This window comes from Polaromonas potterensis (assembly GCF_033446725.1).
GTDB lineage: Bacteria > Pseudomonadota > Gammaproteobacteria > Burkholderiales > Burkholderiaceae_C > Polaromonas.
The window spans coordinates 56,001-76,954 of the sequence record NZ_JAWQLX010000003.1; the positions used below are offsets into that span (position 1 = coordinate 56,001).

Below are 20,954 nucleotides of genomic sequence, written 5' to 3' on the forward strand. Positions count from 1 at the left end.
ATGCAGGAGACCGGGCGTGGATCGCTGGACTGAAATCGAACTGTTTGTGCAGGTGGCGGAAACCGGCAGCCTGAGCCGTGCCGCCGAAAGCCTGGATCTCTCGAACGCGGCCGCAAGCCGCCATTTGTCGGCGCTGGAAGAACGCCTGGGCGCGCGGTTGGTGGAGCGCAACACCCGCCGGCTCTACCTCACCGACACCGGCCAGGAGTTTTTCAGCCGCGCCAAAGGCATACTCGCCGATCTGAAAGACGCGGAGTCCGCGGTCAATGCCACGGCGCTGAACCCGACTGGCATGTTGCGCATCACGGCCTCCTTGTCGTTTTCACTGCACCACGTGGCGCCGCTGCTGCGCGAATACACGCAGCGTTACCCCAATGTGACCGTGCACATCGAGGCCGCCAACCGCTACCTGGACATCATTGACAACAACATCGATGTGGCGATACGCACGCGCGAGATCGAGCCCGACTCCAACATCACCATACGCCGCCTGGCCGAAACCCGACGTATCCTGGCGGCGTCGCCGCGTTATTTTGCGCAGCACGGTTTCCCAAAAACGCTGGAAGACCTGCAGCGCCACAAGCTGCTGATCTACACCTACGCCAACAACCCGAACGAGTTACGTTTCACACGTGATGGCGAAACCACCACGGTCACGGTCAAGGGTTTGCTGGAATCCAACGACGGCCAGATCCTGCGCACTGCGGCCCTGGACGGGTTGGGCATTCTGGTGCAGCCCAGCTACATCGTCTACAACGACATCGTGGCCGGCCGCCTGGTGCCGGTACTCGATGAATGGGACTTGCCGCGCCTGACCATCAACCTGGCTTATCCCAGCCGCAAACACCTGTCCGCCAAGGTGCGCACCTTCATCGACTTCGTCGCCGAACATTTCGAGAAGATGAACTACGAGCGCAAATGGACCGGGCGCTTCGGCGTTTACTGAGATGGCGGAGATTCTTCAGACCGACGTGCTGATCGCTGGCGGCGGCCCTTGCGGCCTGATGCTGGCCAATGAGCTGGGCCGGCGCGGCGTGTCCTGCCTGCTGCTGGACCCCAAGCCCGGCACGGCCTTCAACCCGCAGGCCAATGCCACGCAGGCGCGCACCATGGAGCATTTCCGGCGACTCGGTTTTGCGCAGGACATTCGCGCCCAGGGCCTGCCGGCCGATCACCCCACGGACATCGCCTACTTCACGCGTTATGTCGGCCATGAGCTGGCGCGCCTGCCCCTGCCCACCGCCGCGCAAGCCACCGAAAAAATCCGGCACCTGGGCGGCTCCTGGAGTGCGGCCGAGCTGCCGCACCGCATCTCGCAGAAATACGTGGAGGCCACACTGCGCCAGCAGGCCGAGCGCCTGCCCGGCATCGATATGCGTTATGGCTGGGCCCTAGAAAGTTTTGACGATGTCGGCACCCACGTGTTGGCGCAGGTGCGCGCCCAGGGGGCGACCGCGCCCACTGCCGTCCGCGCCCGCTACCTCGTGGGGGCCGACGGGGCGCGCAGCCTGGTCCGCAACACGCTGGGCATTGCCTGGGATGGCGCCAGCGGCATCAAGCGCGAGTTCATGGGCGGCAAGATGTTTGCCGTCTACCTGCGCGCGCCGGGCTTTTACGGCGCCCTGCCACACGCGCCGGCCTGGATGTACGTGTCCGTCAACGCGCAGCGCCGCGCCTTCATGGCCTCGGTCGATGGCCAGTCCGAGTTTGCCTTTCACGCCGCCGTGCATGCCGGCGAGGACGCCGAGGCCTGGACCGCCGATGACGCGCAGCGGATTTTCAACGAGGCCATGGGCACCGACCTGCCCATAGCGGTCCTGTCGGTCGGCACCTGGACCGCCGGGCATTCACTGGTGGCCCAGCATTTCCAGCGCGGGCGGGTCTTCATCGGCGGCGACGCGGCCCATTTGTTCACGCCCACCGGCGGGCTCGGCTACAACACGGCGGTGGAAGACGCCGTCAACCTCGGCTGGAAACTCGCCGCCGTGGTCCATGGCGCCGCCCCGCCGCAGCTGCTGGACAGCTACGAACTGGAGCGCCAGCCGCTGGCCATCCGAAACACCGCCTATGCGCAGCGTTTTGCCGACTCGGTCGGCATGTTCAACGCCTCGCCCCTGCTGGAGCACGACGATGCTGCCGGCCAGGCCGAACGCGAGCGCGCCGCCGACTACCTCAACCGCCATGTGCGGCTGGAGTTCAACATTCCCGGCGTGACTTTTGGCGGGCGTTACGACGACTCGCCGCTGATCGTCAAGGACGGCAGCACGCCGCCGCCGGATCAAGCCAGCAGCTACGTGCCCACGGCCAGCCCCGGCGGGCGGGCGCCGCACGCTTGGCTGGACGACGGCGCGTCGCTGTACGACCGCTTCAACTTCGAGTGGACCTTGCTGGTCCTGGGTGCTGATACGCCCGACACCCAGGCTTTTGTCGCCGGCGCGGCCGAGCTGGGGCTGGACCTGAAATTGCTGACGCAGTCGGCCCCTCCCCTGCGGGCCTTGTACGAAGCGCCGCTGGTCCTGATCCGCCCGGACCAGATCGTCGCCTGGCGCGGCAGCAATGCCGACCAGGCCAGGCAGGTGCTGGCCCAGGCGAGCGGCCACCCGGTGCACCAGGCGCCAGCAGTCCAGGCGCCGGATTCGCTACACCTTTCATAGCTGACTGCGCCCGTCCTTATTGGGCTAGAGGCCTATTTTCCTTGAAGATCCGGTCCGCACCGGTAGCTCAACTGCTGCGCCACAAAACCGTCAAACGCGGCCAGCAGCGGCTGGAATTTTTCCGCATCCCCCTCCAGTTGCGCCAGCGCGGCGCAAGTAGCTTCCAGCGTGGAGAGCTGATCCGGCGCATGGGCGCGGCGGATCCGGTAACTGGACGCCGGCATGTCCCGCAGCGAGAGGCGCGGCAGTTGTTGCAACAGCGGGTTGAGGTACAAGATCTTGCGGCTTTTGCGCCAGGTGCCATCCAGCACGATCAGGCGCAGTTTCGCAGGATCAGACAAACACGCCGGATCCAGCATCGGCGGCGTCGGCAGACCCAGCGCCTGCTCGTTCGCGATCTCCGGGTAGAGCAGCAGCTGGTGTTTCGGGCTGTCCGCCAGCAGTTGCGGGTCAAACACCTCACCCGTCAGCAGCTGGCTGTTCGGCAGGCTCAGCTGCAGCAGGCGCGCTGTGCCTTTGGTGTTGTCCACCTCCAGCGGATGTTGCAGGATCAAGACCTCGACCTGAAGCGCCAACGGCGTGATCCATGGGCAGATGCAGGCACTTTGCGGGCGCAGGCAGGCCGCGCAGTGCTGCCTTTTGTGAGTGGCGGCTGAAGTTGCCACCACGTGTTCAGGCGCCGACGAGGGCGCCATAAGCCTGGCGGGTCTCGGGGTCCACGGACGCCAGCAGCTGCGCATACGCGGTTTTGTGCCGGGCCAGCATACGTGCGGAGGCCACGGTTTTGGAGCGGCAGTACCAGTGGCAGGTGTGTTGCATCAAAAACAACTCGGCCGACACGGTGAAGGCCTTGTTTTTGGGCGAGCGCTGCGCCTCGTTTTTCACCGCGCGGTGGATGCCCTGGGCGTGAATCGCCAGGGCCTGGCGCAAATCGAAGGTGGCGGCGGGAAACAGCTTGTCGGCAAAAGGAATGGCCACAGCCAGTTTGCTCACACGGGTGCTGTCGGCATCCACTTTGGAAAAATCGGCCACAAAACGATCAAACTGGTCACACAAGGCCTGCTCGGAAGTAGCCAGCAGATTCCAGATTTGTGTCTGGCGCTCAGCGTCTTTTTCCCCCAGCGCGCGCAGATAACCGTCGGTCAGGCTTTCCATCAGTTTTTCGATCTGGTGTTGGCCCAGGTGGCTGCCCAGCAAGGCAATACGCCGGCCCTGGTCTTTGGATTTGAGTCGAAAAACAGCAAAGGCTGCCAGTACCAGCAGCAGAAAAATAATATCCATCACTACATTCAAGGGTCGATTGTTAAGGCCCAAGTGTAGTGGTCACCCGCCCGCCTTAAACCTTCGGCCGTGCGCCCTCAAACGCATCCTGCAGCAACTGGCGTATCGCCGTCCGCTCCAGCGGGCGCGGATTGGGGTACTGGTTTTGCATGGCCATGTCGCAGGCCTTGTCCAGGTCGGCCTCTTTCATGCCGATATCACGCAAGGCCACCGGTGCCCCGTTGTCTTTGGCCAGGTCAAACACCGCTTGCGCCGCGCTCTTGCCGCCCAGTGCGGCGGCAATGGCCTGCATGGCCTGGGGCGCCGCGGCCGCGTTGTAGGCCAGTACATGCGGCAGCACCACGGTATGGGTTTCGGCATGTGGCAGGTTGAAGCTGCCGCCCAGCGTGTGGCACAACTTGTGGTGCAAGGCCATGCCGACATTGCTCATCACGATGCCGCAGAGCCAGGCGCCGTACAGGGCGCTGCTTCGGGCATCGATGTCGCTCGCTACGGTTTTGATAGCTGGCAGCGCCCGCGCCATGGCGGTAATCCCCTCTTTGGCCATCAAATCCATGATGGGGTTGCTGTCCACCCCGTACAGGCCTTCGGCGGCATGGGCAATCGCGTTGATGCCGCTGGTGACACTCATGCGCACCGGCAGGCTCAGGGTCAGTTCGGGGTCGTAAATCACGGTGCGCGGCAACACCCGGATGTCCTTGCCGGTTTTTTTGAGACCGGCTTCGGTGATGCCATACACCGTGGTCATCTCCGAGCCGGCATAGGTCGTGGGAATGGCCAGAATGGGCAGGCCCGAGTCCAGCGCAATGGCTTTGCCCAGCCCGGTGGTGGAGCCGCCACCGATGGCAACCGCGCAATCGGCACCCAAGCGGCGGGCCAGTTCCCGCGCTTCCCGCGCGGTTTCCATCGGCACATGCATGACCGCGCGGTCAAACACCCCGACAGCACGCGGCCCCAACAGGTCGGCAATCATTTCGGCCGAGGCACGCTGCTCGGGGGTGGACAAAACCAGCGCCTTGCACGCGCCCAGCGTGTCAATCTCGCGGCCCAGGTGCTGCAGGCTGCCGGCGCCAAACACAACCCGACCCGCCTGGCCGTTGTAGATAAAGTTTTTCATGGCTTCACTTATAAATCAGTTGCCAAACCGGCGCTGCGCTCGACAGTTTTGATGATGGCCGCATAGTCTTGCTGGCCATCACCCTGGGCCAGGGCCGCAACCATCAGTTGTTGTGTCAGCGCGGTTTGTGCCAGCGGCACCTGCACGGCTTCGCCCGCACCCAGAATCAGATCCAGATCCTTGATCATCTGCACCACCGTGAAGGTCGGTGTGAAGTCGCGCGCGCTGAGCTGCACGGCCTTGGCCTGGACGATGGGTGAGGCCACCGCACTGGCCCCCAACCTGCCACATGTCCTGCCAGTTGAGTCCGCCCTTTCGCCCCAGGCTCAGGGCTTCTGCCAGCATGGCGCTGGTCTGCGCAATCATCAGGTTGACCACCAGTTTCATCAAGCGCGCCTGTTCGGCCTCACCCAGGTAAAACTGCTGCGGCCCGAACAGCCGGAGCAAGGGCAGCACCGCGTCATACGCGACACGCGGCCCCGAGACCATCACCGTGAGTTGCGCCGCCTCGGCCATCTTGTTGTTGCCGGACACCGTGCTGCGCAGATACAACACACCGGCCGCCGCCAGCACCTGGCCGGCTTCGGCAGAAACCGCTTGCGAGACCGTGCTGGTGTCCACATAAACCGCACCGCGTCGGACGGTGCGCGCCACCTGGGCCGCCACCTGGCGCAGGGCCGCGTCGTCGGGCAGCGAAGACAAGACCACGTCGGCACGTCCCAGGGCGGCATCCACATCGTCCGCGACCGACAGGCCTTGCCGGCGCGCAAGCTGCAGGCGTTCTTCGCTGGGGTCGCTGACCGTCACCGCATGGCCGGCCGCCTGCAGATGTTGGGCCATGGGCAAGCCCATCTTGCCCACGCCGACGACATGCACCACGGTCATCACTGGCCCTTGAGATTGGCCGCCTTGGCAATCCGCGCGGCGGCCTCGACTTCGGTCTTGATGAAGGCATTAAAGGCCTCGACCGACATCGGGAAGGGGTCGGCGCCCAGCTTGTTCATACGCTCCTTGACCTCGGGGTTGGCCATGGCCTTGATCGCTTCTTCGTGCAGGCGTTTGACCACGGGTGCGGGCGTGGTGCTGGCCACAATCATGCCGACCCAGAAGGTGTAGTCCGACCCCGGCACGCCGGCCTCGACCGTGGTTGGCACCTGCGGCAGGGACGGCGAACGATTCGGCGTGCTGACCGCCAGCGCCTGCAGCTTGCCGTCTTTCACCAGCGGCAGGGCCGAGGCCAGCGGTGCAAAAAACCAGTCGTTGCTGCCGCCTATGACATTGGTCATGGCCTCGGGCGTGCCTTTGTAAGGCACATGCAGGGCGTCAATGCCGGCCTGGAGACGGAATTTTTCCGCGTTGAGGTGGGTCGCGCTGCCCACACCGGCCGACGCGTAGTTGAGCTGGCCCGGCTTGGCCTTGGCGGCCGCCACCAGATCGGCCAGGGACTTCCAGCCTTTGGCCGGATTCACCACCAAGACGTTGGGCAGAGCCGCCAGCGGCGTGATGCCGGTCAGGTCCTTGAGGGTGTCGTAACCGATGGTGCTGTAAATCGCCGGGTTGAGCGCATGGCCCGAGGAATGCACCAGCACGGTGTAGCCGTCGGCCTCCCCCTTGGCGACCTGGCCAGCCGCAATGGTGCCGCCGGCACCCGGCTTGTTTTCGATCACGATGGGCTGGCCCATGCTTTTGCTCATGGTGTCGGCGATGCTGCGGGCTATCAGGTCGGTGCCACTGCCGGCCGTGAAAGGCACGAGAAACTTGATGGGTTTGCTGGGATAGCCCTGGGCCAGCGCGCCGCCCATGGCCAGCAGGCTGAGAACGAGAAGCGTGAAGCGTTTCATGGTGTTGTCTCCTGGGTTTAAGATAAAAACGGGTCTCCGCCCTTTAGATACAAGCGCAATCAGCTATTACTTTGATAGCGACAACGCTTTCGCGATTTTTTGTCCCGACGCCTGCAAGGCCGCCAGTTGCGGCGCCAAGTCCACGCCCAGCAACTGGCCGTGACGTTTTTTCCACTGCCCGGCCACCATCACGCTGTCGATGTTGGCCAGCGAGGTTTGCATCACCACCGAGTTGACCGGGTCATGCACCGGCTGCATGTTGAGGTCGCTCGCCCGTATCAGCACCAGGTCGGCCTGTTTGCCGGCCGCCAGCGAACCGATGCGGTGCGACTGCTGAAGCATGCGGGCGCCTTCGACCGTGACCCAGGACAGCGCTTCACGTGTCGTGATGGTTGAGGTCGGTGGAATCGTGCCGTGGGTTTCGCGGTAGGCGACGTTGTCCAGCGAGCGCTGTATGCCCAGCGCCACACGCGCCTGCGACAACATGTCGCCGCTGAGCACACTTTCCAGATCTACCCCCAGCGACGGTGCGCGGCCAAAGGCGCGCAGGCGGCCGGTCAGCGGGTGGCCGTGGCCCTGGCTCATTTCGCTTTCGGCCGCGGCGGAAAAACTCATGCCCAATTCGCAAAACCGCTTGAGCTGCACATCATTCAGCGCGTGACCGTGCACGATGTTGATGTGCGCACCCAGCAGGCCGGCGGCCTCCAGTTTTTCCCAGCCGTCGGGGGTACGCGCCGGCCCGCCGCCCTGGTGCAAGGAGGCAATCAGGCCCAGGTCTTTGGCCATGGCGAAGTCGTGCAGCGCGACCTCCAGCGTTGAATAATGCGGCCCCAGCACGGCCGCCTGCACACTCAGCAGCGGCTGGCCTTGCTGGGCCTTGAGCAGGCGTTCGATCTCGGCGCGAGGATGCGGCACTTCCCAGAACGGTGCCTGCCCTGGCTGCGGATCGGGCTTGGGCGTGCCGTGAAAAAAAGCCGCACGGATGCCGGAGGCCAGCAGGCCCGCAATCGCCGCGTCGTTGTGGGACGGTGTCGGGTTGTTGTGGCACCAGTCGGCCAGCGTGGTCGTGCCGCAATTGAGCTGGTTCAGCGAGCCCACCAAGGTGGCGATGTAGAGGTCATCCGGTGTGAACACCGTGGCCAGGCCGGCGTGCATTTTCTGAAAATACTCCAGCAAGGTCCAGTTGGCGGCCAAGCCGCGCAAGGCGGTTTGCCAGGTGTGCATGTGGGCATTGATCAGGCCCGGGATGATGATGTGACCCGTCGCGTCCACCAGCTGCGCATCATCGGCCTGGATGCGCGGCGCAATCTCGGTCAGGCTGTCACCCGTGACCAGGATGTCGCCCTGGGGCAGATCGCCCAGGGCATCCATGGTGACGATAGTAGCGCCGCGGATCAGGGTACGAGACATATCAAGACACTCCGCGCCAGATCGACGACATTGGTTTCGCCGCCGGGCCGCCCCAAGGCGAAACACGGCCCCCTCGGGGGGCAGGGAGCCACACGCAGTGGGCGACCGTGGGGGTCATGACTCCAATCCGTCACTCATCTTGACGTTTTCGGGCTTGAGTTCCAGGCCCGCATCCTTGGCGGTCTCCAGCAGCAACACCGCAAAGTCGATGTCCTCATGGCCACGCCCCACCATGCGTGCGACCGACTCGCGTGTGGCGGCGGCGGCCGGCATGGCCACGCCGTGCGCCCGCGCCGCACCCAGCCCCAGGTCCATGTCTTTCAGCAGCAGTTTGGGCGTGAAAGTGACCTGGTCGAAACTCAGGTTGGTGAGCATGGGTGTCTTGTACTTGGTGTACATGGAGCCCAGCACCGAGTCGTTGATGCTTTCCAGAAAGATATGGCGCGGGATGCCGGCTTTTTCGGCCAGCACCGTGATCTCGCAGAGGTTCTGGATGATCACGCCGAACATGGTGTTGTGGGCAATTTTCCAGATGCGTGCCAACTCGCCCTCACCCACCCACATGACCTTGCGGGCCATGGCCTGCAGATAAGGCTCGACTTCCGTGTACAGCGCCTTGGGGCCCGAAGCCACCTGCAGCAACTTGCCGGCCTTGGCCACCTTGGCATTGCCCGACACCGGCGAACACAGGTAACCGACACCCATGGCCTCCAGCCGCGCGCGGATGTCGGCCGAACCTTCCTGCGAGATCGACGAGCTGTCCACGACAATTTTCGGTTTGGCCGTGCCCGCCACCAGACCGCCCTCGCCGAACAGGACCTGCTTCAGATCGTCGGTGGTGGAGACCATGGTGAACACGATGTCGCAGCTGGCCAGGTCCTGCTTGCTGCCGACGATGGTGGCGCCATATTCGGCCAGCGGTGCGGCTTTGGACGCCGTGCGGTTCCACACACTCACTTCGTTGCCGGCCTTGATCAGGCGTTTGGCCATGGCCTCGCCCATGCGACCCAGCCCTATCCATCCGATGCGCTTGCTCATTGTGTTTTCCTTGTTCCTGTTGACGCCGGCCAGTGTGCAGCAGGGCCTGCCGGGGTTCAAGGAATCCAGCGGAAATCAGTTTTCCCTTTCGTGGAAAAAAGCGCCAAAAGAAAAGCCGCACCTTGTGCGGCTTGGGAGGGCGCTCAGGCGAGGAGAGGATGCGCTTGTTCGGACCGGGCGCAAGAATGCCGCAAGGCACTCTAGAAACCGGCGACGGCCCGGTGTTGCGTCAGTCTCAGTCCACGCTGGCGCCGGACTCGCGCACCACCTTGCCCCACTTCACAGCTTCCTTCTGGATGAAGGCGGAGAACTGCTCGGGCGTTTCGCTGTAGACCTCGGCGCCTTGCTCGTTGATTTTCTTCTTGACGTCGGCCTTGGCCAGCACCTTGACGATGGCGGTGTTCAGCTTGGCCACCACGGCCGGTGGTGTACCCGCGGGCGCGAACAGGCCAAACCACGAGGTCGCCTCGTAACCAGGCACGCCGGCTTCAGCGATGGTTGGCACATCAGGCAGCTCGGGCGACCGTTTGGCGGTGGTGACGGCGAGCGGCACCAGCTTGCCCGAACGCACATGCTGAATGGCCGAAGGCATGTTATCGAACATGATGGCGATCTGGTTGCCCAGCAGGTCGGTCACGGCCGGCGCGCTGCCCTTGTAAGGCACATGCTGCATGTCGACTTTGGCCATGGTCTTGAACAGCTCACCCGACAGGTGGATGGAGCTGCCGCTGCCCGAAGAGCCAAAGTTGAGTGTCCCCGGATTGGCCTTGGCGTAGGCGATCAGTTCCTTCACGTTCTTGAAGGGCTGCTTGGGGTTGGCCACCAACAAGTTAGGCACATTGGCCACGCGGGTCAGGGGTGCAAAGTCCTTGATTGGATCGAAGGGCATTTTTTTATACAGTGCCGCATTGATCGCGTGTGTACCGACCGTGCCCATGAACAGGGTGTAGCCGTCAGCTGGCGCGCGGGCCGCGGCCTGCCCGCCAATGTTGCCGCCCGCGCCAGCGCGGTTGTCGACGATGACGGACTGGCCCAGCTCTGTCGTCAAGGCCTGGCTCACGATACGCGCCAGGATATCGGTGGTGCCGCCTGCGGAGAAAGGCACAACCATGGTGATGATCTTGCTCGGGTAAGCCGCTTGTGCGGCGGCGGGCATGCTGGCCAACAAGCCGGTGCCCAGGGCCACGGCGGCGCTCAGGCTGCGCAGCGCAAATTGACGGCGACCAGAATTGGAAATGCGGGACATGGAGAAGTCTTTCTAGAGAAGGAGAGCGAAAGTCCCGGTCATGCGCCAACGGCTGATCTTGTGGATCGCAGGGTCGAAGCCGGGAAGGGAAAAGCCCCATCAGGAGCGAAAAAATCAGATAGTCGCCACACCCAAGGTGGTGCCACCGCACACATAAAGCACCTGGCCGGTCACAAAACCGTTGTCGGGCGACAAGAAGAACAGTGCCGCGCGCGCCACGTCTTCTACCGTGCCCATGCGCCCCACCGCAATGCTGTCCAGGATGCGCTGCGTTTGCGGCGCTCCCTCGGGGTTGCTCTTGCGGAACAGTTCGGTGGCAATCGGCCCGGGGCCAATGGCGTTGACGGTGATGCCGTCACGCCCCAGCTCCATGGCCAGGGTGCGCGTCATGCCTATCATGCCGGCCTTGGTGGCGGAGTAAACGATGCGGTCCGCCTTGCCCAGAGCGGCGCGTGAGGACATGTTGACGATGCGGCCCTGGCCCGAGGCGCGCAGGCTGGGCAGAAAGGCTTGCGTCAGCAGCATGGGCGCGCGCAGGTGCAGGCCAACCACGTCGTCCAGCGTAGCCGTCGTGGCGGTGTCTATGGTGCCGGGGCGGGTGGCGCCGGCGTTGTTGACCAGCGCCGTCACATGGTGCTTCGCTGCGATCTCGGCGGCGGCATCGCGCGTGGATGCTTCCTGGGTCAGGTCGGCCTGATAGGAGATGAGCTTCGGGTGGCTCCAGTCCGGCAGCACGTAGTCGAGGTTGACCACGCGGCGGCCTTGCGCCAGCAGCGCCTCGGCGATGGCGCGGCCAATACCGGAACTGGCACCCGTCACCACGGTCACTTCTTGCTTATTCATTGATTCTTTCTACTCTATGCATCACAACTAACGCCGCACGCCTCATTCAACCGTGGCGCCCGATAGCTTCACGATCTCGGCCCACTTGGCGCTTTCTTTCCTGATCAGGCCAGCATAGTCGGCGGGGCCACCGAGCATCGGAACCGCACCTTCGACGCCAAGCTTGGACTGAAATTCGACGCTCGCGGCGACCTTGAGAATCTGGCTGGACAACTCTTTAACCAGGGCATCGGGCGTGTTGTACGGCGCCAGCAGGCCGTAAGTCAGCGTGCTTTCGAATCCACCGAGGCCGGCAATGCCTGACTCGGCGATGGTGGGCACATCCGGCATGGAAGGCGCCCGTTTGCTTCCCGTCACCGCCACCGCCCGCAGGCGGCCGCTCTTGACCAGGGCGAGTGCCGGTGGAATGACGCTGAACATCATCTGTACCTGGCCGCCCACCAGGTCCGTCAGGCCTGGCGCGGTGCCCTTGTAGGGAATATGGTTGATTTTCACGTCGCTCTTTTGTTCAAACAGCTCGCCCGTCAGATGCCCTCCGGTGCCGCTGCCACTGGACGCGTAATTGAGGCTGCCTGGCTTCGATTTGGCTAAAGCCACCAGGTCGGCCACCGTTTTGACGCTTGACGAGGCCGGAACCACCAGCACCAGCGCTGACGACGCAAACATGGCAACAGGCGCCAAATCCTTTTGCGGGTCGTATTTGAGACCCTTGTACAGCGCCGGATTGATAGACACCGTGCCGGAATGCCCCAGCAACAGCGTCGCACCATCCGCCGCACTGCGCACCACCTGCTCGGTGCCCAGGTTACCGCCTGCGCCCGGCTTGTTCTCCACGATGATGCTCTGGTTACGCAACTCGCCCAGGCTCTTGGCCATCTGGCGGGCAAAGACATCATTGCCCCCACCGGGTGCAAAAGGCACGACGATTTTGAGGGGTTTGATGTTTTGAGCCCAAACGGGAACACAGACCGACGCGAGCGCGGCCAGCAACAGCTTGCGGCGTGATGCAAAGGTGTTGAAAAGCATGACTGTCTTCTTATCCATATGAAATCTGTAAATCAAATAGACCTCTAGCGCCCGTTCGACGGGCGCAGAAAGCTATTAATTCAATAGCAACCCAATCGCTGCCCATTGGCAAATCGATCAGATCCGCTCCAGAATCAGCGCAATGCCCTGGCCCACGCCTATACACATGGTGCACAAGGCGTAGCGGCCGCCGGTGGCGTGCAGGCGGTTGACGGCGGTGGTGACCAGACGCGCACCGCTGGCACCCAGCGGATGGCCTAGCGCAATCGCACCGCCCCAGGCGTTGACCCGGGCATCGTCGTCCTTCAGACCCAGCGCGCGCAACACAGCCAGGCCTTGCGCCGCAAAGGCTTCGTTGAGCTCGATCACGTCGAGCTGGTCCAGCGTGAGGCCGGTTTGCGCCAGCACCTTGAGCGTGGCGGGCGTGGGGCCAAAACCCATGATGCGCGGCGCCACGCCGGCCGTGGCCATGCCAACCACGCGGGCACGTGGTGTCAAGCCGTATTTGGCGGCACTGACTGCGTCGGCCAGCAGCAAGGCGCAAGCGCCGTCGTTCACGCCCGAGGCGTTGCCGGCGGTCACCGTGCCATCGGGGCGTACCACGCCTTTCAATTTGGCCAGCGCTTCCAGGCTGGTTTCGCGTGGGTGCTCGTCCTTGTCGACGACGATGGCGTCGCCCTTTTTCTGGGGAATCGTCACGCCCACAATTTCGCGCGCCAGGTGACCGGCTTTTTGCGCGGCCACGGCATTGAGCTGGCTGGCCAGCGCCATGCGGTCCTGGGCTTCGCGTTCGATCTTGAAGTCGGTGGCGACGTTTTCGGCGGTTTCAGGCATGGAGTCCACGCCGTACTGGGCCTTCATCAGCTTGTTCACAAAGCGCCAGCCAATGGTGGTGTCATACACGGCGTTGTTGCGGCTGAAGGCCGACTCGGCCTTTGGCATCACAAACGGAGCGCGGCTCATGCTTTCGACGCCGCCGGCGATCATCAGGCCGGCTTCGCCGGACTTGATGGCACGCGTCGCCGTGCCCACGGCATCCAGGCCGGAACCACACAGGCGGTTCAGGGTGGCGCCGGGCACCTCAATCGGCAGGCCGGCGAGCAAGGCGGACATGCGCGCCACGTTGCGGTTGTCTTCGCCGGCCTGGTTGGCGCAGCCATAAATCACATCGGTGACGGCCGCCCAGTCCACATTCGGGTTGCGCTGCATCAGCGCCCGGATAGGCACCGCGCCCAGGTCGTCGGCGCGCACGCTGCTGAGCGCGCCACCGTAACGGCCGAAGGGGGTACGGATGGCATCGCAGATAAAAGCTTGTGTGGTCATGATTGAAATTCCAGAGTCTGTGTTGGCCTGGCTCAGGCACAACGCAGGGGTGTTGAAGATATCTAAACGCCTTACACGGCGACAGGCAGGCCAAGCAGCTTTTCCAGCTCAGCGTGTTCCAGGCCGTCGACCTTGTCGATGAGCCTGAGGCCGTCCGGCGTGCATTCCAGCGTGGCCAGCTCGGAGTAGATGCGCTTGACGCAGGCGATGCCGGTGAGCGGATAGCTGCACTGCGCCACCACTTTGCTTTCGCCTTTTTTGGTCAGCAAGTCCATCATGACCCAGGTCTGCTTGGCGCCTATGGCCAGATCCATGGCGCCGCCCACGGCGGGAATCGCGCCGGGCTCGCCGGTGCTCCAGTTGGCCAGGTCACCGGTGCTTGAGACCTGGAAGGCGCCCAGCACACAAATGTCCAGGTGGCCGCCGCGCATCATGGCAAAGCTGTCGGCATGGTGGAAAAAAGCCCCGCCCTTGAGCAAGGTCACCGGCTGCTTGCCGGCATTGATCAGGTCGTAGTCTTCTTCACCTTCGGCCGGTGCCGGGCCCATGCCCAAAATGCCATTTTCACTGTGCAACACGACCTCGAGGCCGGCAGGAATGTGGTTGGCCACCAAGGTCGGCATGCCTATGCCCAGGTTGACGATCGCGCCGTCGTGAATGTCTTGCGCCACGCGGGCGGCCAGTTGGTCTTTGCTGCGTTTTTGGTAAGTCATGTCATGCGGCCTGTTTGATGCCGCCAGCCTGCGTGGCCACACGGTCAATTTTCACAATCTGGTGGACAAAAATGCCAGGAGTCACGATGTTCTCCGGATTCAGCGCGCCGAGTTCCACAATCTCATGCACGGTGGCCACGGTCTTTTTCGCGGCGGTGGCCATCACCGGGCCAAAGTTGCGCGCCGCCATGCGGTAAGTCAGATTGCCCCAGCGGTCGCCCTGCTCGGCCTTGATGAGTGCTAGGTCGGCGTAAATCGGCATCTCCAGCACATAATGCTTGCCCTTGATTTCACGGGTTTCCTTGGCCGAACCATCGGCGTTTTTGGCCAGTTCCGTGCCATAACCGGTGGGCGAGAAAAATGCGCCTATGCCGGCGCCCGCGGCGCGAATACGCTCGGCCAGATTGCCTTGTGGCACCAGCTCCAGCTCCAGTTGGCCGCTGCGGTACAGGGCGTCAAAAATCTGGCTGTCAACCTGCCGCGGAAAACTGCAGATCACCTTGCGCACGCGGCCGGTCTTGAGCAGCGCCGCCAGGCCCACCTCGCCGTTACCGGCGTTGTTATTGACCACCGTCAGGTCTTTGGCGCCCTGCGCTATCAGCCCATCAATCAATTCACTGGGAATGCCGGAGGTGCCAAAGCCCCCAATCAGCACGGTGGAACCGTCTTTCACGTCCGCCAACGCATCGGCAATCGAGCGGGCAATCTTGTTGATCATGAAGCTGTCTCCGCAATAAGGATCAAAAAAAGAAATTTGTTCTTATGTAGAACAAATGTTCGTATAATGAATTTTAGGAGATTTTCCCCACCATGGCAATCGCAGCATCGCCCCGGAGTCCTGACCAGCAACCCGGCCCCACGCCGGGTGACAGTTATGTCCAGTCTTTTGCGCGTGGGCTGGAGGTGATCCGCTCCTTCAGCGCCCAGTCGCCCCAACAAACGCTGAGCGAAGTGGCGGCGCGCAGCGGGCTGACACGTGCCGGCGCGCGGCGCATTTTGCTGACCCTGCAGACACTGGGTTACGTGGACAGCGACGGCAAGTATTTTTCACTGACGCCGCGCATTCTGGACCTGGGTTTTGCCTATCTGTCGTCCATGCCCATCTGGAACCTGGCCGAGCCGGTGATGGAAAACCTGGCTGAAGCGGTCAGGGAGTCATGTTCGGCCGCGGTGCTGGATGGCACGGACATTGTGTATGTGCTGCGTGTGTCCACCCACAAGATCATGAGCATCACGTTAGGTGTCGGCTCGCGCTTGCCGGCTTATTGCACGTCCCTGGGTCGGGTCTTGCTGGCCGCCATGCCGGAAGAACAAGCCATGGCCCGCCTGAAAGCCTCCCGGCCCGAAGCGCTGACCCGGCACACGGTCACCGACCTGGACGCGTTGCGCCAGAAACTTGCGCAAACCCGCAAGCAGGGCTGGTGCCTGGTCAACCAGGAACTGGAAGAAGGCCTGGTATCCATGGCTGCACCGATTCAGGATAGGCTGGGACGCACGGTGGCGGCGCTGAACATCAGTGGCCAGGCCAACCGGACCAGCGCCAAGGTCATGCAGGACACCATGTTGCCGCAATTGCTGGCCGCGGCGCAGACCATCTCGCGCCTGCTCAGCGTTCAGCGAAACTGAGTCAGTCGCCCCCACGCTGGCCACTGCGTGCTGCGCTGCCCCCCGAGGGGGTGCATTTTTCCTTGGGGCGGCCCTGCGGAAAAACCTCCCCACGCTTGCTGCCCGTGAAATCAGGGCTTGCGGCCGCCCATCACCAGCGCCACGGCGCCCAGCAAGACCGCACCCATGCTCAGCCATTGCGGAATTGTGATCGACTGCTTTTCCTTGACGGTCAATTCAATCGGGCCAATCTTGGCTGCCGTGGTGTCTTTGGTGAAACTGAAGCCGCCGGTGAAAAAGCCGGCCAGCCCGAGCACGATTAAAACAACGCCTGTGATTCTGATTGGATTCATGAAGGTCTCCTCGCCGGGTGATGAAATGGACCGGCGCACGCTTGCCGGGATCGCGCTGCCGTGGACGTAATCTACGCGATGGCCCGCCCAAAGCGCGTAGGACATGGCCGCCTGCCGCGTTCCCGTGCATGAAACACCACACCACCATCGGACATAGACCCCGTGCTACGCTTACCGCATGTTCACACCTTCGCAAGCCGATGTTCGCCGGTTTTTCTGCTCTGTTTATGCCAAAGCCAGCTCAGGACAGGCGCTGGAAGCTATTGAAATCATAGCGAGTCAATGGATAGAAGAACATCCCGAATACCATGCCGACTTCGCCGATGCCGACGCAGCGCTGGAAAAAATGTACGACGTGGAGGCCGGCAAAACCAATCCGTTTTTGCACATTTCCATGCACCTGTCGATCAGCGAGCAGTGTTCTATCGACCAGCCGCGCGGCATCCGGCAGGCGGTCGAGTTGCTGACCGCACGGCGCAACTCGCTGCACGAGGCGCACCACGAAACCATGGACTGCCTGGGCCAGATGGTCTGGGAAAGCCAGCGCGCCGGTCGCCCGCCCGACGGCGCGGCCTATATCGACTGCGTGCAGCGCCACGCCACGCGGGACTGAGGCGGCTTGCCGCATGCGTTTGACCCATGAAAAAAGCCGCTGAATCAGCGGCTTTTTTGATGATGCGGCGGGGACTCAGCGCTTCAACCGGAACTCGCTCTGTGGCACAACCTTCAGGTCGCCTTCCACGGACGACAGGTACTTGGCCAACTGCTTGAGTTCGGCATTGCTGTACTGCTTGACCATGCCCGCCATGATGGCGTTGCCGCGACCCACTTTGGGGTTGTTCTCGAACTTGTAGGACTTCAGCGCCACAAACAGGTAGTCCGCATGCTGACCACCCAGTTTGGGGTAGCTGGGGTCAATCGGCTTGCTGAAATCGGCACCATGGCAGGACGCGCAATTGGCCTTGTTCAGCAAGGCAGCCACTTCAGGGCTGGGCGTTTTGGCGGTTCTGGCCACCGGGGCGGCATCTTGCGCCAAGCCGTGCTGGCTGTAATAAGCGGCCAGATCAGCGATGTCCTGGTCGTTCAGAGAATCGGCGATGCCGCGCATCGACGGGTGCTTGCGCTCACCCTTTTGATAAGCATGCAGGGCGGCAGAAATGTATTTGTCGCTTTGGCCCGAAATCATCGGCACCTTGTAGACCTCGGGGAAGCTGGCCTGGTAGCCCTTGATGCCATGGCAACCGATACACATGGCATTTTTTGCCTCGCCGGCCTTGGCATCACCCTTGATGTCTTGGGAATGGGCTGCAACCGTCACAAATGAGACAGCAACGGCAAATATCGTGGTGAACAGCTTATTCATTTTGCGCGCACAATCAGGTGAAAATTTGTTATATAAAACAGCCATCGATTATATCTGGGCCTGCTGCGGCAAAGTCCTGACCCCGCTCAATCACCGCAGATTCGCTTCTTCCCAAGCTCACTTCGCCATCCACCATGAAATTCCAAGGCTCCAAAAACTACGTCGCCACCCAGGATTTGATGCTTGCCGTCAATGCCTCCGCCACTCTCAAAAAGCCTCTGCTGGTCAAGGGCGAGCCCGGTACCGGCAAGACCATGCTGGCCGAGGAAGTGGCCGAAGCGCTGAAGCTGCCACTGTTGCAATGGCACATCAAATCCACCACCAAGGCGCAGCAAGGCCTGTATGAATACGACGCGGTGTCGCGCCTGCGCGACTCGCAACTCGGCGACGCCAAAGTCAAGGACATCCACAACTACATCATCAAAGGTGTGCTCTGGCAGGCCTTCACGGCCGATGAGCCGGTGGCGCTGCTGATTGACGAGATCGACAAGGCCGACATTGAATTCCCCAACGACTTGCTGCGCGAGATCGACCGGATGGAGTTTTACTGCTACGAGACCCGCGAGCTGATCAAGGCCAAACACCGGCCGCTGGTGTTCATCACCTCGAACAACGAAAAAGAACTGCCTGACGCGTTTTTGCGCCGCTGCTTCTTCCACTACATCAAGTTCCCCGATGCCGACACGATGAAACAAATCGTGGACGTGCATTTCCCCGGTCTGAAAAAAGAGTTGCTGGCCGCGGCCATGAAAACCTTTTACGACGTGCGCAACCTACCCGGCCTGAAGAAAAAACCGTCTACCAGTGAACTGCTGGACTGGCTCAAGCTGCTGGTGGCCGAAGACATCCCACTCGAAGCTTTGCAAAGCAAGGAAGACAAGGTGGCCGTGCCGCCGCTGGTCGGCGCGCTACTCAAAAACGAGCAGGACGTCACCTTGTTTGAAAAACTGGTGTTCATGCAGCGCCACAACCGCTAAAGCCATGGCTGCCGACACCCCCAAACTCCTGCTTGAAGGCCTGTCCGATGCTGTCGGTTTTGTCGGCGGGGCCTTGATCGGCTTCTGGCTGGGCCGTTTTTTCGGCTTCGATATTTTTGCGTCCGGTTATGGCAACAGCACCATCGCAGGCATCGTTTTGGTGGGCCTGGGCGGCGGCCTCGGTCTGCAAATAGCGCGGCGCTGGCGCCGTGCGCAAGAAAAAAAGCGGAGCAAAGACGCATGAGTTTTGTCCAAGCAGTCACACTTTCCGACCGGGGCGTGGAGCTGGTGCCCCTGGCGCTGCAACACGAAGCCGGCCTGCGCGCCGCGGCCGCTGACGGCGAGTTGTGGAATCTGCGCATCACCTCCGTGCCCGAGCCGGAACAGACACGCACCTACATCGAAGACGCCCTCGAGGGCCGTGAAGCCGGCCACCGTTTTGCCTTCGCCGTGCGCGACCAAGCCAGCGGCACCGTGCTGGGAACCAGCAGCTACCACGACATCTTGCCGGCCGTGAAACGTGTCGAGATTGGCTACACCTGGTACGCCGCCCGTTGCCAGCGCACCCATGTCAACACCACCTGCAAACTCCTGCTGCTGACGCATGCTTTTGAGACTCTGGGCAGCCACGTGGTCGGCTGGCGCACCGACAACTTCAACCACGCCTCACAACGCGCCATCGAACGCCTGGGCGCCAAAAAAGATGGCGTGATCCGCGGCAACGCCTTGCGGCGCGACGGCACCATTCGTGACACGGTGATGTACAGCCTGCGTTCCGGCGAATGGCCGGAGGTCAAGGCGCAGCTGCTGTATATGCTCGACAAGCCCCGCAAGTAATATGGCCCCCACGCTTTTCACTTCGTGTAATACGCTGCCCCTAAAGGGGGCTGTTTTCCCTTGGGGCGGCCCGGCGGAAAAACTCAGCGGAAAATAACACCATGCTGATCGACTTTTTCTACACACTGCGTTCCGCCAAGCTGCCGGTCTCCGTCAAGGAATACCTGATGCTGCTCGAAGCGCTGCAGGCCGGTGTGGTCGGGCCCAACAGCGGCAAGCTGGACGGCGAGATGGGCGAAGGCGCCTACAAGATCGACGATTTCTACTACCTGAGCCGCACGGTGCTGGTGAAGGACGAAAAACACTACGACAAGTTCGACCGCGCCTTTGCGGCCTACTTCAAGGGTGTGGAGATGATTGCCGACTTCACCAAGGACATTCCGCTGGAGTGGCTGCGGAAAAATCTGGAGTTGGAGCTCAGCCCCGAAGACAAGGCCAAGATCGAAAAGATGGGCTGGGACGAGCTCATGGAAACGCTGAAAAAGCGGTTTGAAGAGCAAAAAGAACGCCACGAAGGCGGCAGCAAGTGGATAGGCACGGGCGGCACCTCGCCGTTTGGCGCCAACGGCTTCAACCCGCAAGGCATACGCATAGGCCAGGAAAAAAGCCGCAACAAAAGCGCGGTCAAGGTCTGGGACCAGCGTGCCTACAAAGACTACGACGACACGCAGGAGTTGGGCACGCGCAACATCAAGGTGGCGCTGCGCCGCCTGCGCAAGTTTGCCCGTGAAGGCCATGTCGAAGAACTGGACCTGGACGACACCATCAAGTCCACCGCGGCCAATGCCGGCTGGCTCGACATCAAGATGGTGCCGGAGCGCCACAACAACGTCAAAGTGCTGCTGCTGATGGACGTGGGCGGCACCATGGACGAACACATCAGCCGCGTCGAAGAGTTGTTCTCGGCCACCAAGACCGAGTTCAAACACATCGAGTTTTATTACTTCCACAACTGTGTTTATGACTTCATGTGGAAGAACAACCGCCGCCGTTTCAGCGAAAAGTTTCCGACCTGGGACATCATTCGCAAATACAACAAGGATTACAAGCTGATCTTTGTCGGCGACGCGACCATGAGCCCCTATGAAATCCTGCAGCCGGGCGGCAGTGTCGAATACAACAACGAGGAAGCTGGCGCGGAATGGATGCAGCGGCTGACCAACGCCTTCCCGAAATTCGTCTGGATCAACCCCGAGCCGCAAGGCGTCTGGCAATACCGCCAGAGCATCAGCGTGATCCAGCAACTGGTCAACCAGCGCATGTACCCGCTGACCATCAAGGGACTTGAAGAGGCGATGCGCCTGCTGTCGAAGTAGCGCTCAAGTAA

The 20,954-nt window shown here is 62.2% G+C and carries 23 protein-coding genes and 1 pseudogene; 8 read left to right on the forward strand and 16 right to left on the reverse strand.

Annotated elements, in window-relative coordinates; all coding sequences use genetic code 11:
- Positions 1–16: 16 nt before the first annotated feature.
- Positions 17–946 carry a LysR family transcriptional regulator gene (locus R6254_RS06365; protein ID WP_318405319.1) on the forward strand — a complete coding sequence of 310 codons (930 nt, stop codon included), beginning with the start codon at positions 17–19 and terminating at the stop codon, positions 944–946.
- A 1-nt stretch (position 947) separates the two neighbouring features.
- Positions 948–2,654, forward strand: a complete 1,707-nt coding sequence (locus R6254_RS06370; protein ID WP_318405321.1) for an FAD-dependent oxidoreductase — start codon at positions 948–950, stop codon at positions 2,652–2,654.
- Positions 2,655–2,686: 32 nt separating this feature from the next.
- On the opposite strand, the gene R6254_RS06375 is transcribed toward R6254_RS06370, so the two are convergent.
- From R6254_RS06375 to R6254_RS06440, 14 genes and pseudogenes are all read right to left on the reverse strand, one after another.
- A complete protein-coding gene (locus tag R6254_RS06375) occupies positions 2,687–3,319 on the reverse strand; it encodes a tRNA-uridine aminocarboxypropyltransferase (RefSeq protein ID WP_318405322.1) in 633 nt (210 codons plus the stop codon).
- A gap of 7 nt (positions 3,320–3,326) precedes the next feature.
- Entirely contained in the window at positions 3,327–3,935 is a 609-nt protein-coding gene (locus R6254_RS06380; protein ID WP_318405324.1) for a hypothetical protein, read from the reverse strand.
- A gap of 55 nt (positions 3,936–3,990) precedes the next feature.
- The gene (locus tag R6254_RS06385; protein WP_318405326.1) at positions 3,991–5,052 is read right to left on the reverse strand and encodes a maleylacetate reductase; all 1,062 of its coding nucleotides are present in this window, start codon (positions 5,050–5,052) and stop codon (positions 3,991–3,993) included.
- Between the two features lie 8 nt (positions 5,053–5,060).
- Complete coding sequence (locus R6254_RS06390; protein ID WP_318405328.1) at positions 5,061–5,318, reverse strand: NAD-binding protein; 258 nt, start codon at positions 5,316–5,318, stop codon at positions 5,061–5,063.
- Positions 5,319–5,520: 202 nt separating this feature from the next.
- Positions 5,521–5,937 (reverse strand): annotated as a pseudogene (locus tag R6254_RS06395) (prephenate dehydrogenase/arogenate dehydrogenase family protein); the annotation flags it as partial.
- Positions 5,937–6,893 carry a Bug family tripartite tricarboxylate transporter substrate binding protein gene (locus R6254_RS06400; protein ID WP_318405330.1) on the reverse strand — a complete coding sequence of 319 codons (957 nt, stop codon included), beginning with the start codon at positions 6,891–6,893 and terminating at the stop codon, positions 5,937–5,939. The gene R6254_RS06400 and the pseudogene R6254_RS06395, both read right to left, overlap by 1 nt.
- A 66-nt stretch (positions 6,894–6,959) precedes the next feature.
- A complete protein-coding gene (locus R6254_RS06405; protein WP_318405332.1) occupies positions 6,960–8,303 on the reverse strand; it encodes an amidohydrolase family protein in 1,344 nt (447 codons plus the stop codon).
- Between the two features lie 114 nt (positions 8,304–8,417).
- Positions 8,418–9,401, reverse strand: coding sequence for an NAD(P)-dependent oxidoreductase (locus tag R6254_RS06410; protein ID WP_318405334.1), 984 nt, complete (start codon positions 9,399–9,401; stop codon positions 8,418–8,420).
- Between the two features lie 175 nt (positions 9,402–9,576).
- Positions 9,577–10,587: a Bug family tripartite tricarboxylate transporter substrate binding protein gene (locus R6254_RS06415; protein ID WP_318405336.1), complete on the reverse strand. Its 1,011-nt coding sequence runs from the start codon at positions 10,585–10,587 to the stop codon at positions 9,577–9,579.
- A 114-nt stretch (positions 10,588–10,701) separates the two neighbouring features.
- Positions 10,702–11,430, reverse strand: a complete 729-nt coding sequence (locus R6254_RS06420) for an SDR family NAD(P)-dependent oxidoreductase (protein WP_318405337.1) — start codon at positions 11,428–11,430, stop codon at positions 10,702–10,704.
- Between the two features lie 42 nt (positions 11,431–11,472).
- A complete protein-coding gene (locus R6254_RS06425; RefSeq protein ID WP_318405339.1) occupies positions 11,473–12,456 on the reverse strand; it encodes a Bug family tripartite tricarboxylate transporter substrate binding protein in 984 nt (327 codons plus the stop codon).
- A 117-nt stretch (positions 12,457–12,573) separates the two neighbouring features.
- The gene (gene pcaF / locus R6254_RS06430; protein WP_318405340.1) at positions 12,574–13,779 is read right to left on the reverse strand and encodes a 3-oxoadipyl-CoA thiolase; all 1,206 of its coding nucleotides are present in this window, start codon (positions 13,777–13,779) and stop codon (positions 12,574–12,576) included.
- 71 nt (positions 13,780–13,850) lie between these two features.
- Positions 13,851–14,492, reverse strand: coding sequence for a 3-oxoacid CoA-transferase subunit B (locus R6254_RS06435; RefSeq protein WP_318405341.1), 642 nt, complete (start codon positions 14,490–14,492; stop codon positions 13,851–13,853).
- A gap of 1 nt (position 14,493) precedes the next feature.
- Complete coding sequence (locus tag R6254_RS06440; protein WP_318405342.1) at positions 14,494–15,210, reverse strand: 3-oxoacid CoA-transferase subunit A; 717 nt, start codon at positions 15,208–15,210, stop codon at positions 14,494–14,496.
- A 92-nt stretch (positions 15,211–15,302) separates the two neighbouring features.
- Here R6254_RS06440 and R6254_RS06445 point away from each other — a divergent pair, with 92 nt between their 5' ends.
- On the forward strand, positions 15,303–16,118 hold the full coding sequence (locus R6254_RS06445) for an IclR family transcriptional regulator (protein WP_318405343.1): 816 nt from the start codon (positions 15,303–15,305) through the stop codon (positions 16,116–16,118).
- A 110-nt stretch (positions 16,119–16,228) separates the two neighbouring features.
- Here R6254_RS06445 and R6254_RS06450 read toward each other — a convergent pair whose 3' ends face one another.
- Positions 16,229–16,450: a hypothetical protein gene (locus R6254_RS06450; RefSeq protein WP_318405344.1), complete on the reverse strand. Its 222-nt coding sequence runs from the start codon at positions 16,448–16,450 to the stop codon at positions 16,229–16,231.
- A gap of 178 nt (positions 16,451–16,628) precedes the next feature.
- On the opposite strand from R6254_RS06450, the gene R6254_RS06455 reads away from it, so the two are divergent.
- Positions 16,629–17,063 carry a DUF1841 family protein gene (locus tag R6254_RS06455; protein WP_318405345.1) on the forward strand — a complete coding sequence of 145 codons (435 nt, stop codon included), beginning with the start codon at positions 16,629–16,631 and terminating at the stop codon, positions 17,061–17,063.
- Between the two features lie 75 nt (positions 17,064–17,138).
- On the opposite strand, the gene R6254_RS06460 is transcribed toward R6254_RS06455, so the two are convergent.
- Complete coding sequence (locus tag R6254_RS06460; protein WP_318405346.1) at positions 17,139–17,813, reverse strand: c-type cytochrome; 675 nt, start codon at positions 17,811–17,813, stop codon at positions 17,139–17,141.
- 134 nt (positions 17,814–17,947) lie between these two features.
- Between R6254_RS06460 and R6254_RS06465 the strand changes: the two genes are divergently transcribed.
- From R6254_RS06465 to R6254_RS06480, 4 genes are all read left to right on the forward strand, one after another.
- Positions 17,948–18,790 (forward strand): AAA family ATPase, encoded by an 843-nt coding sequence (locus R6254_RS06465; protein WP_318405347.1) that lies wholly within the window; start codon positions 17,948–17,950, stop codon positions 18,788–18,790.
- Between the two features lie 4 nt (positions 18,791–18,794).
- Positions 18,795–19,034, forward strand: a complete 240-nt coding sequence (locus R6254_RS06470) for a hypothetical protein (protein ID WP_318405348.1) — start codon at positions 18,795–18,797, stop codon at positions 19,032–19,034.
- Positions 19,031–19,627: a GNAT family N-acetyltransferase gene (locus R6254_RS06475; RefSeq protein ID WP_318405349.1), complete on the forward strand. Its 597-nt coding sequence runs from the start codon at positions 19,031–19,033 to the stop codon at positions 19,625–19,627. The genes R6254_RS06470 and R6254_RS06475 overlap by 4 nt, the downstream gene beginning before the upstream one ends.
- 101 nt (positions 19,628–19,728) lie before the next feature.
- Positions 19,729–20,943: a vWA domain-containing protein gene (locus R6254_RS06480; RefSeq protein WP_318405350.1), complete on the forward strand. Its 1,215-nt coding sequence runs from the start codon at positions 19,729–19,731 to the stop codon at positions 20,941–20,943.
- Positions 20,944–20,954: the final 11 nt, after the last annotated feature.

Bases quoted from the DNA above. Each gene is read 5' to 3' on its own strand.
- R6254_RS06370 (WP_318405321.1), top strand. From the start codon at position 948: ATGGCGGAGATTCTTCAGACCGACGTGCTGATCGCTGGCGGCGGCCCT.
- R6254_RS06380 (WP_318405324.1), bottom strand. From the start codon at position 3,935: ATGGATATTATTTTTCTGCTGCTGGTACTGGCAGCCTTTGCTGTTTTT.
- R6254_RS06385 (WP_318405326.1), bottom strand. From the start codon at position 5,052: ATGAAAAACTTTATCTACAACGGCCAGGCGGGTCGGGTTGTGTTTGGC.
- R6254_RS06400 (WP_318405330.1), bottom strand. From the start codon at position 6,893: ATGAAACGCTTCACGCTTCTCGTTCTCAGCCTGCTGGCCATGGGCGGC.
- R6254_RS06405 (WP_318405332.1), bottom strand. From the start codon at position 8,303: ATGTCTCGTACCCTGATCCGCGGCGCTACTATCGTCACCATGGATGCC.
- R6254_RS06415 (WP_318405336.1), bottom strand. From the start codon at position 10,587: ATGTCCCGCATTTCCAATTCTGGTCGCCGTCAATTTGCGCTGCGCAGC.
- R6254_RS06420 (WP_318405337.1), bottom strand. From the start codon at position 11,430: ATGAATAAGCAAGAAGTGACCGTGGTGACGGGTGCCAGTTCCGGTATT.
- R6254_RS06425 (WP_318405339.1), bottom strand. From the start codon at position 12,456: ATGCTTTTCAACACCTTTGCATCACGCCGCAAGCTGTTGCTGGCCGCG.
- pcaF (WP_318405340.1), bottom strand. From the start codon at position 13,779: ATGACCACACAAGCTTTTATCTGCGATGCCATCCGTACCCCCTTCGGC.
- R6254_RS06435 (WP_318405341.1), bottom strand. From the start codon at position 14,492: ATGACTTACCAAAAACGCAGCAAAGACCAACTGGCCGCCCGCGTGGCG.
- R6254_RS06440 (WP_318405342.1), bottom strand. From the start codon at position 15,210: ATGATCAACAAGATTGCCCGCTCGATTGCCGATGCGTTGGCGGACGTG.
- R6254_RS06445 (WP_318405343.1), top strand. From the start codon at position 15,303: ATGGCAATCGCAGCATCGCCCCGGAGTCCTGACCAGCAACCCGGCCCC.
- R6254_RS06450 (WP_318405344.1), bottom strand. From the start codon at position 16,450: ATGAATCCAATCAGAATCACAGGCGTTGTTTTAATCGTGCTCGGGCTG.
- R6254_RS06455 (WP_318405345.1), top strand. From the start codon at position 16,629: ATGTTCACACCTTCGCAAGCCGATGTTCGCCGGTTTTTCTGCTCTGTT.
- R6254_RS06460 (WP_318405346.1), bottom strand. From the start codon at position 17,813: ATGAATAAGCTGTTCACCACGATATTTGCCGTTGCTGTCTCATTTGTG.
- R6254_RS06465 (WP_318405347.1), top strand. From the start codon at position 17,948: ATGAAATTCCAAGGCTCCAAAAACTACGTCGCCACCCAGGATTTGATG.
- R6254_RS06470 (WP_318405348.1), top strand. From the start codon at position 18,795: ATGGCTGCCGACACCCCCAAACTCCTGCTTGAAGGCCTGTCCGATGCT.
- R6254_RS06475 (WP_318405349.1), top strand. From the start codon at position 19,031: ATGAGTTTTGTCCAAGCAGTCACACTTTCCGACCGGGGCGTGGAGCTG.
- R6254_RS06480 (WP_318405350.1), top strand. From the start codon at position 19,729: ATGCTGATCGACTTTTTCTACACACTGCGTTCCGCCAAGCTGCCGGTC.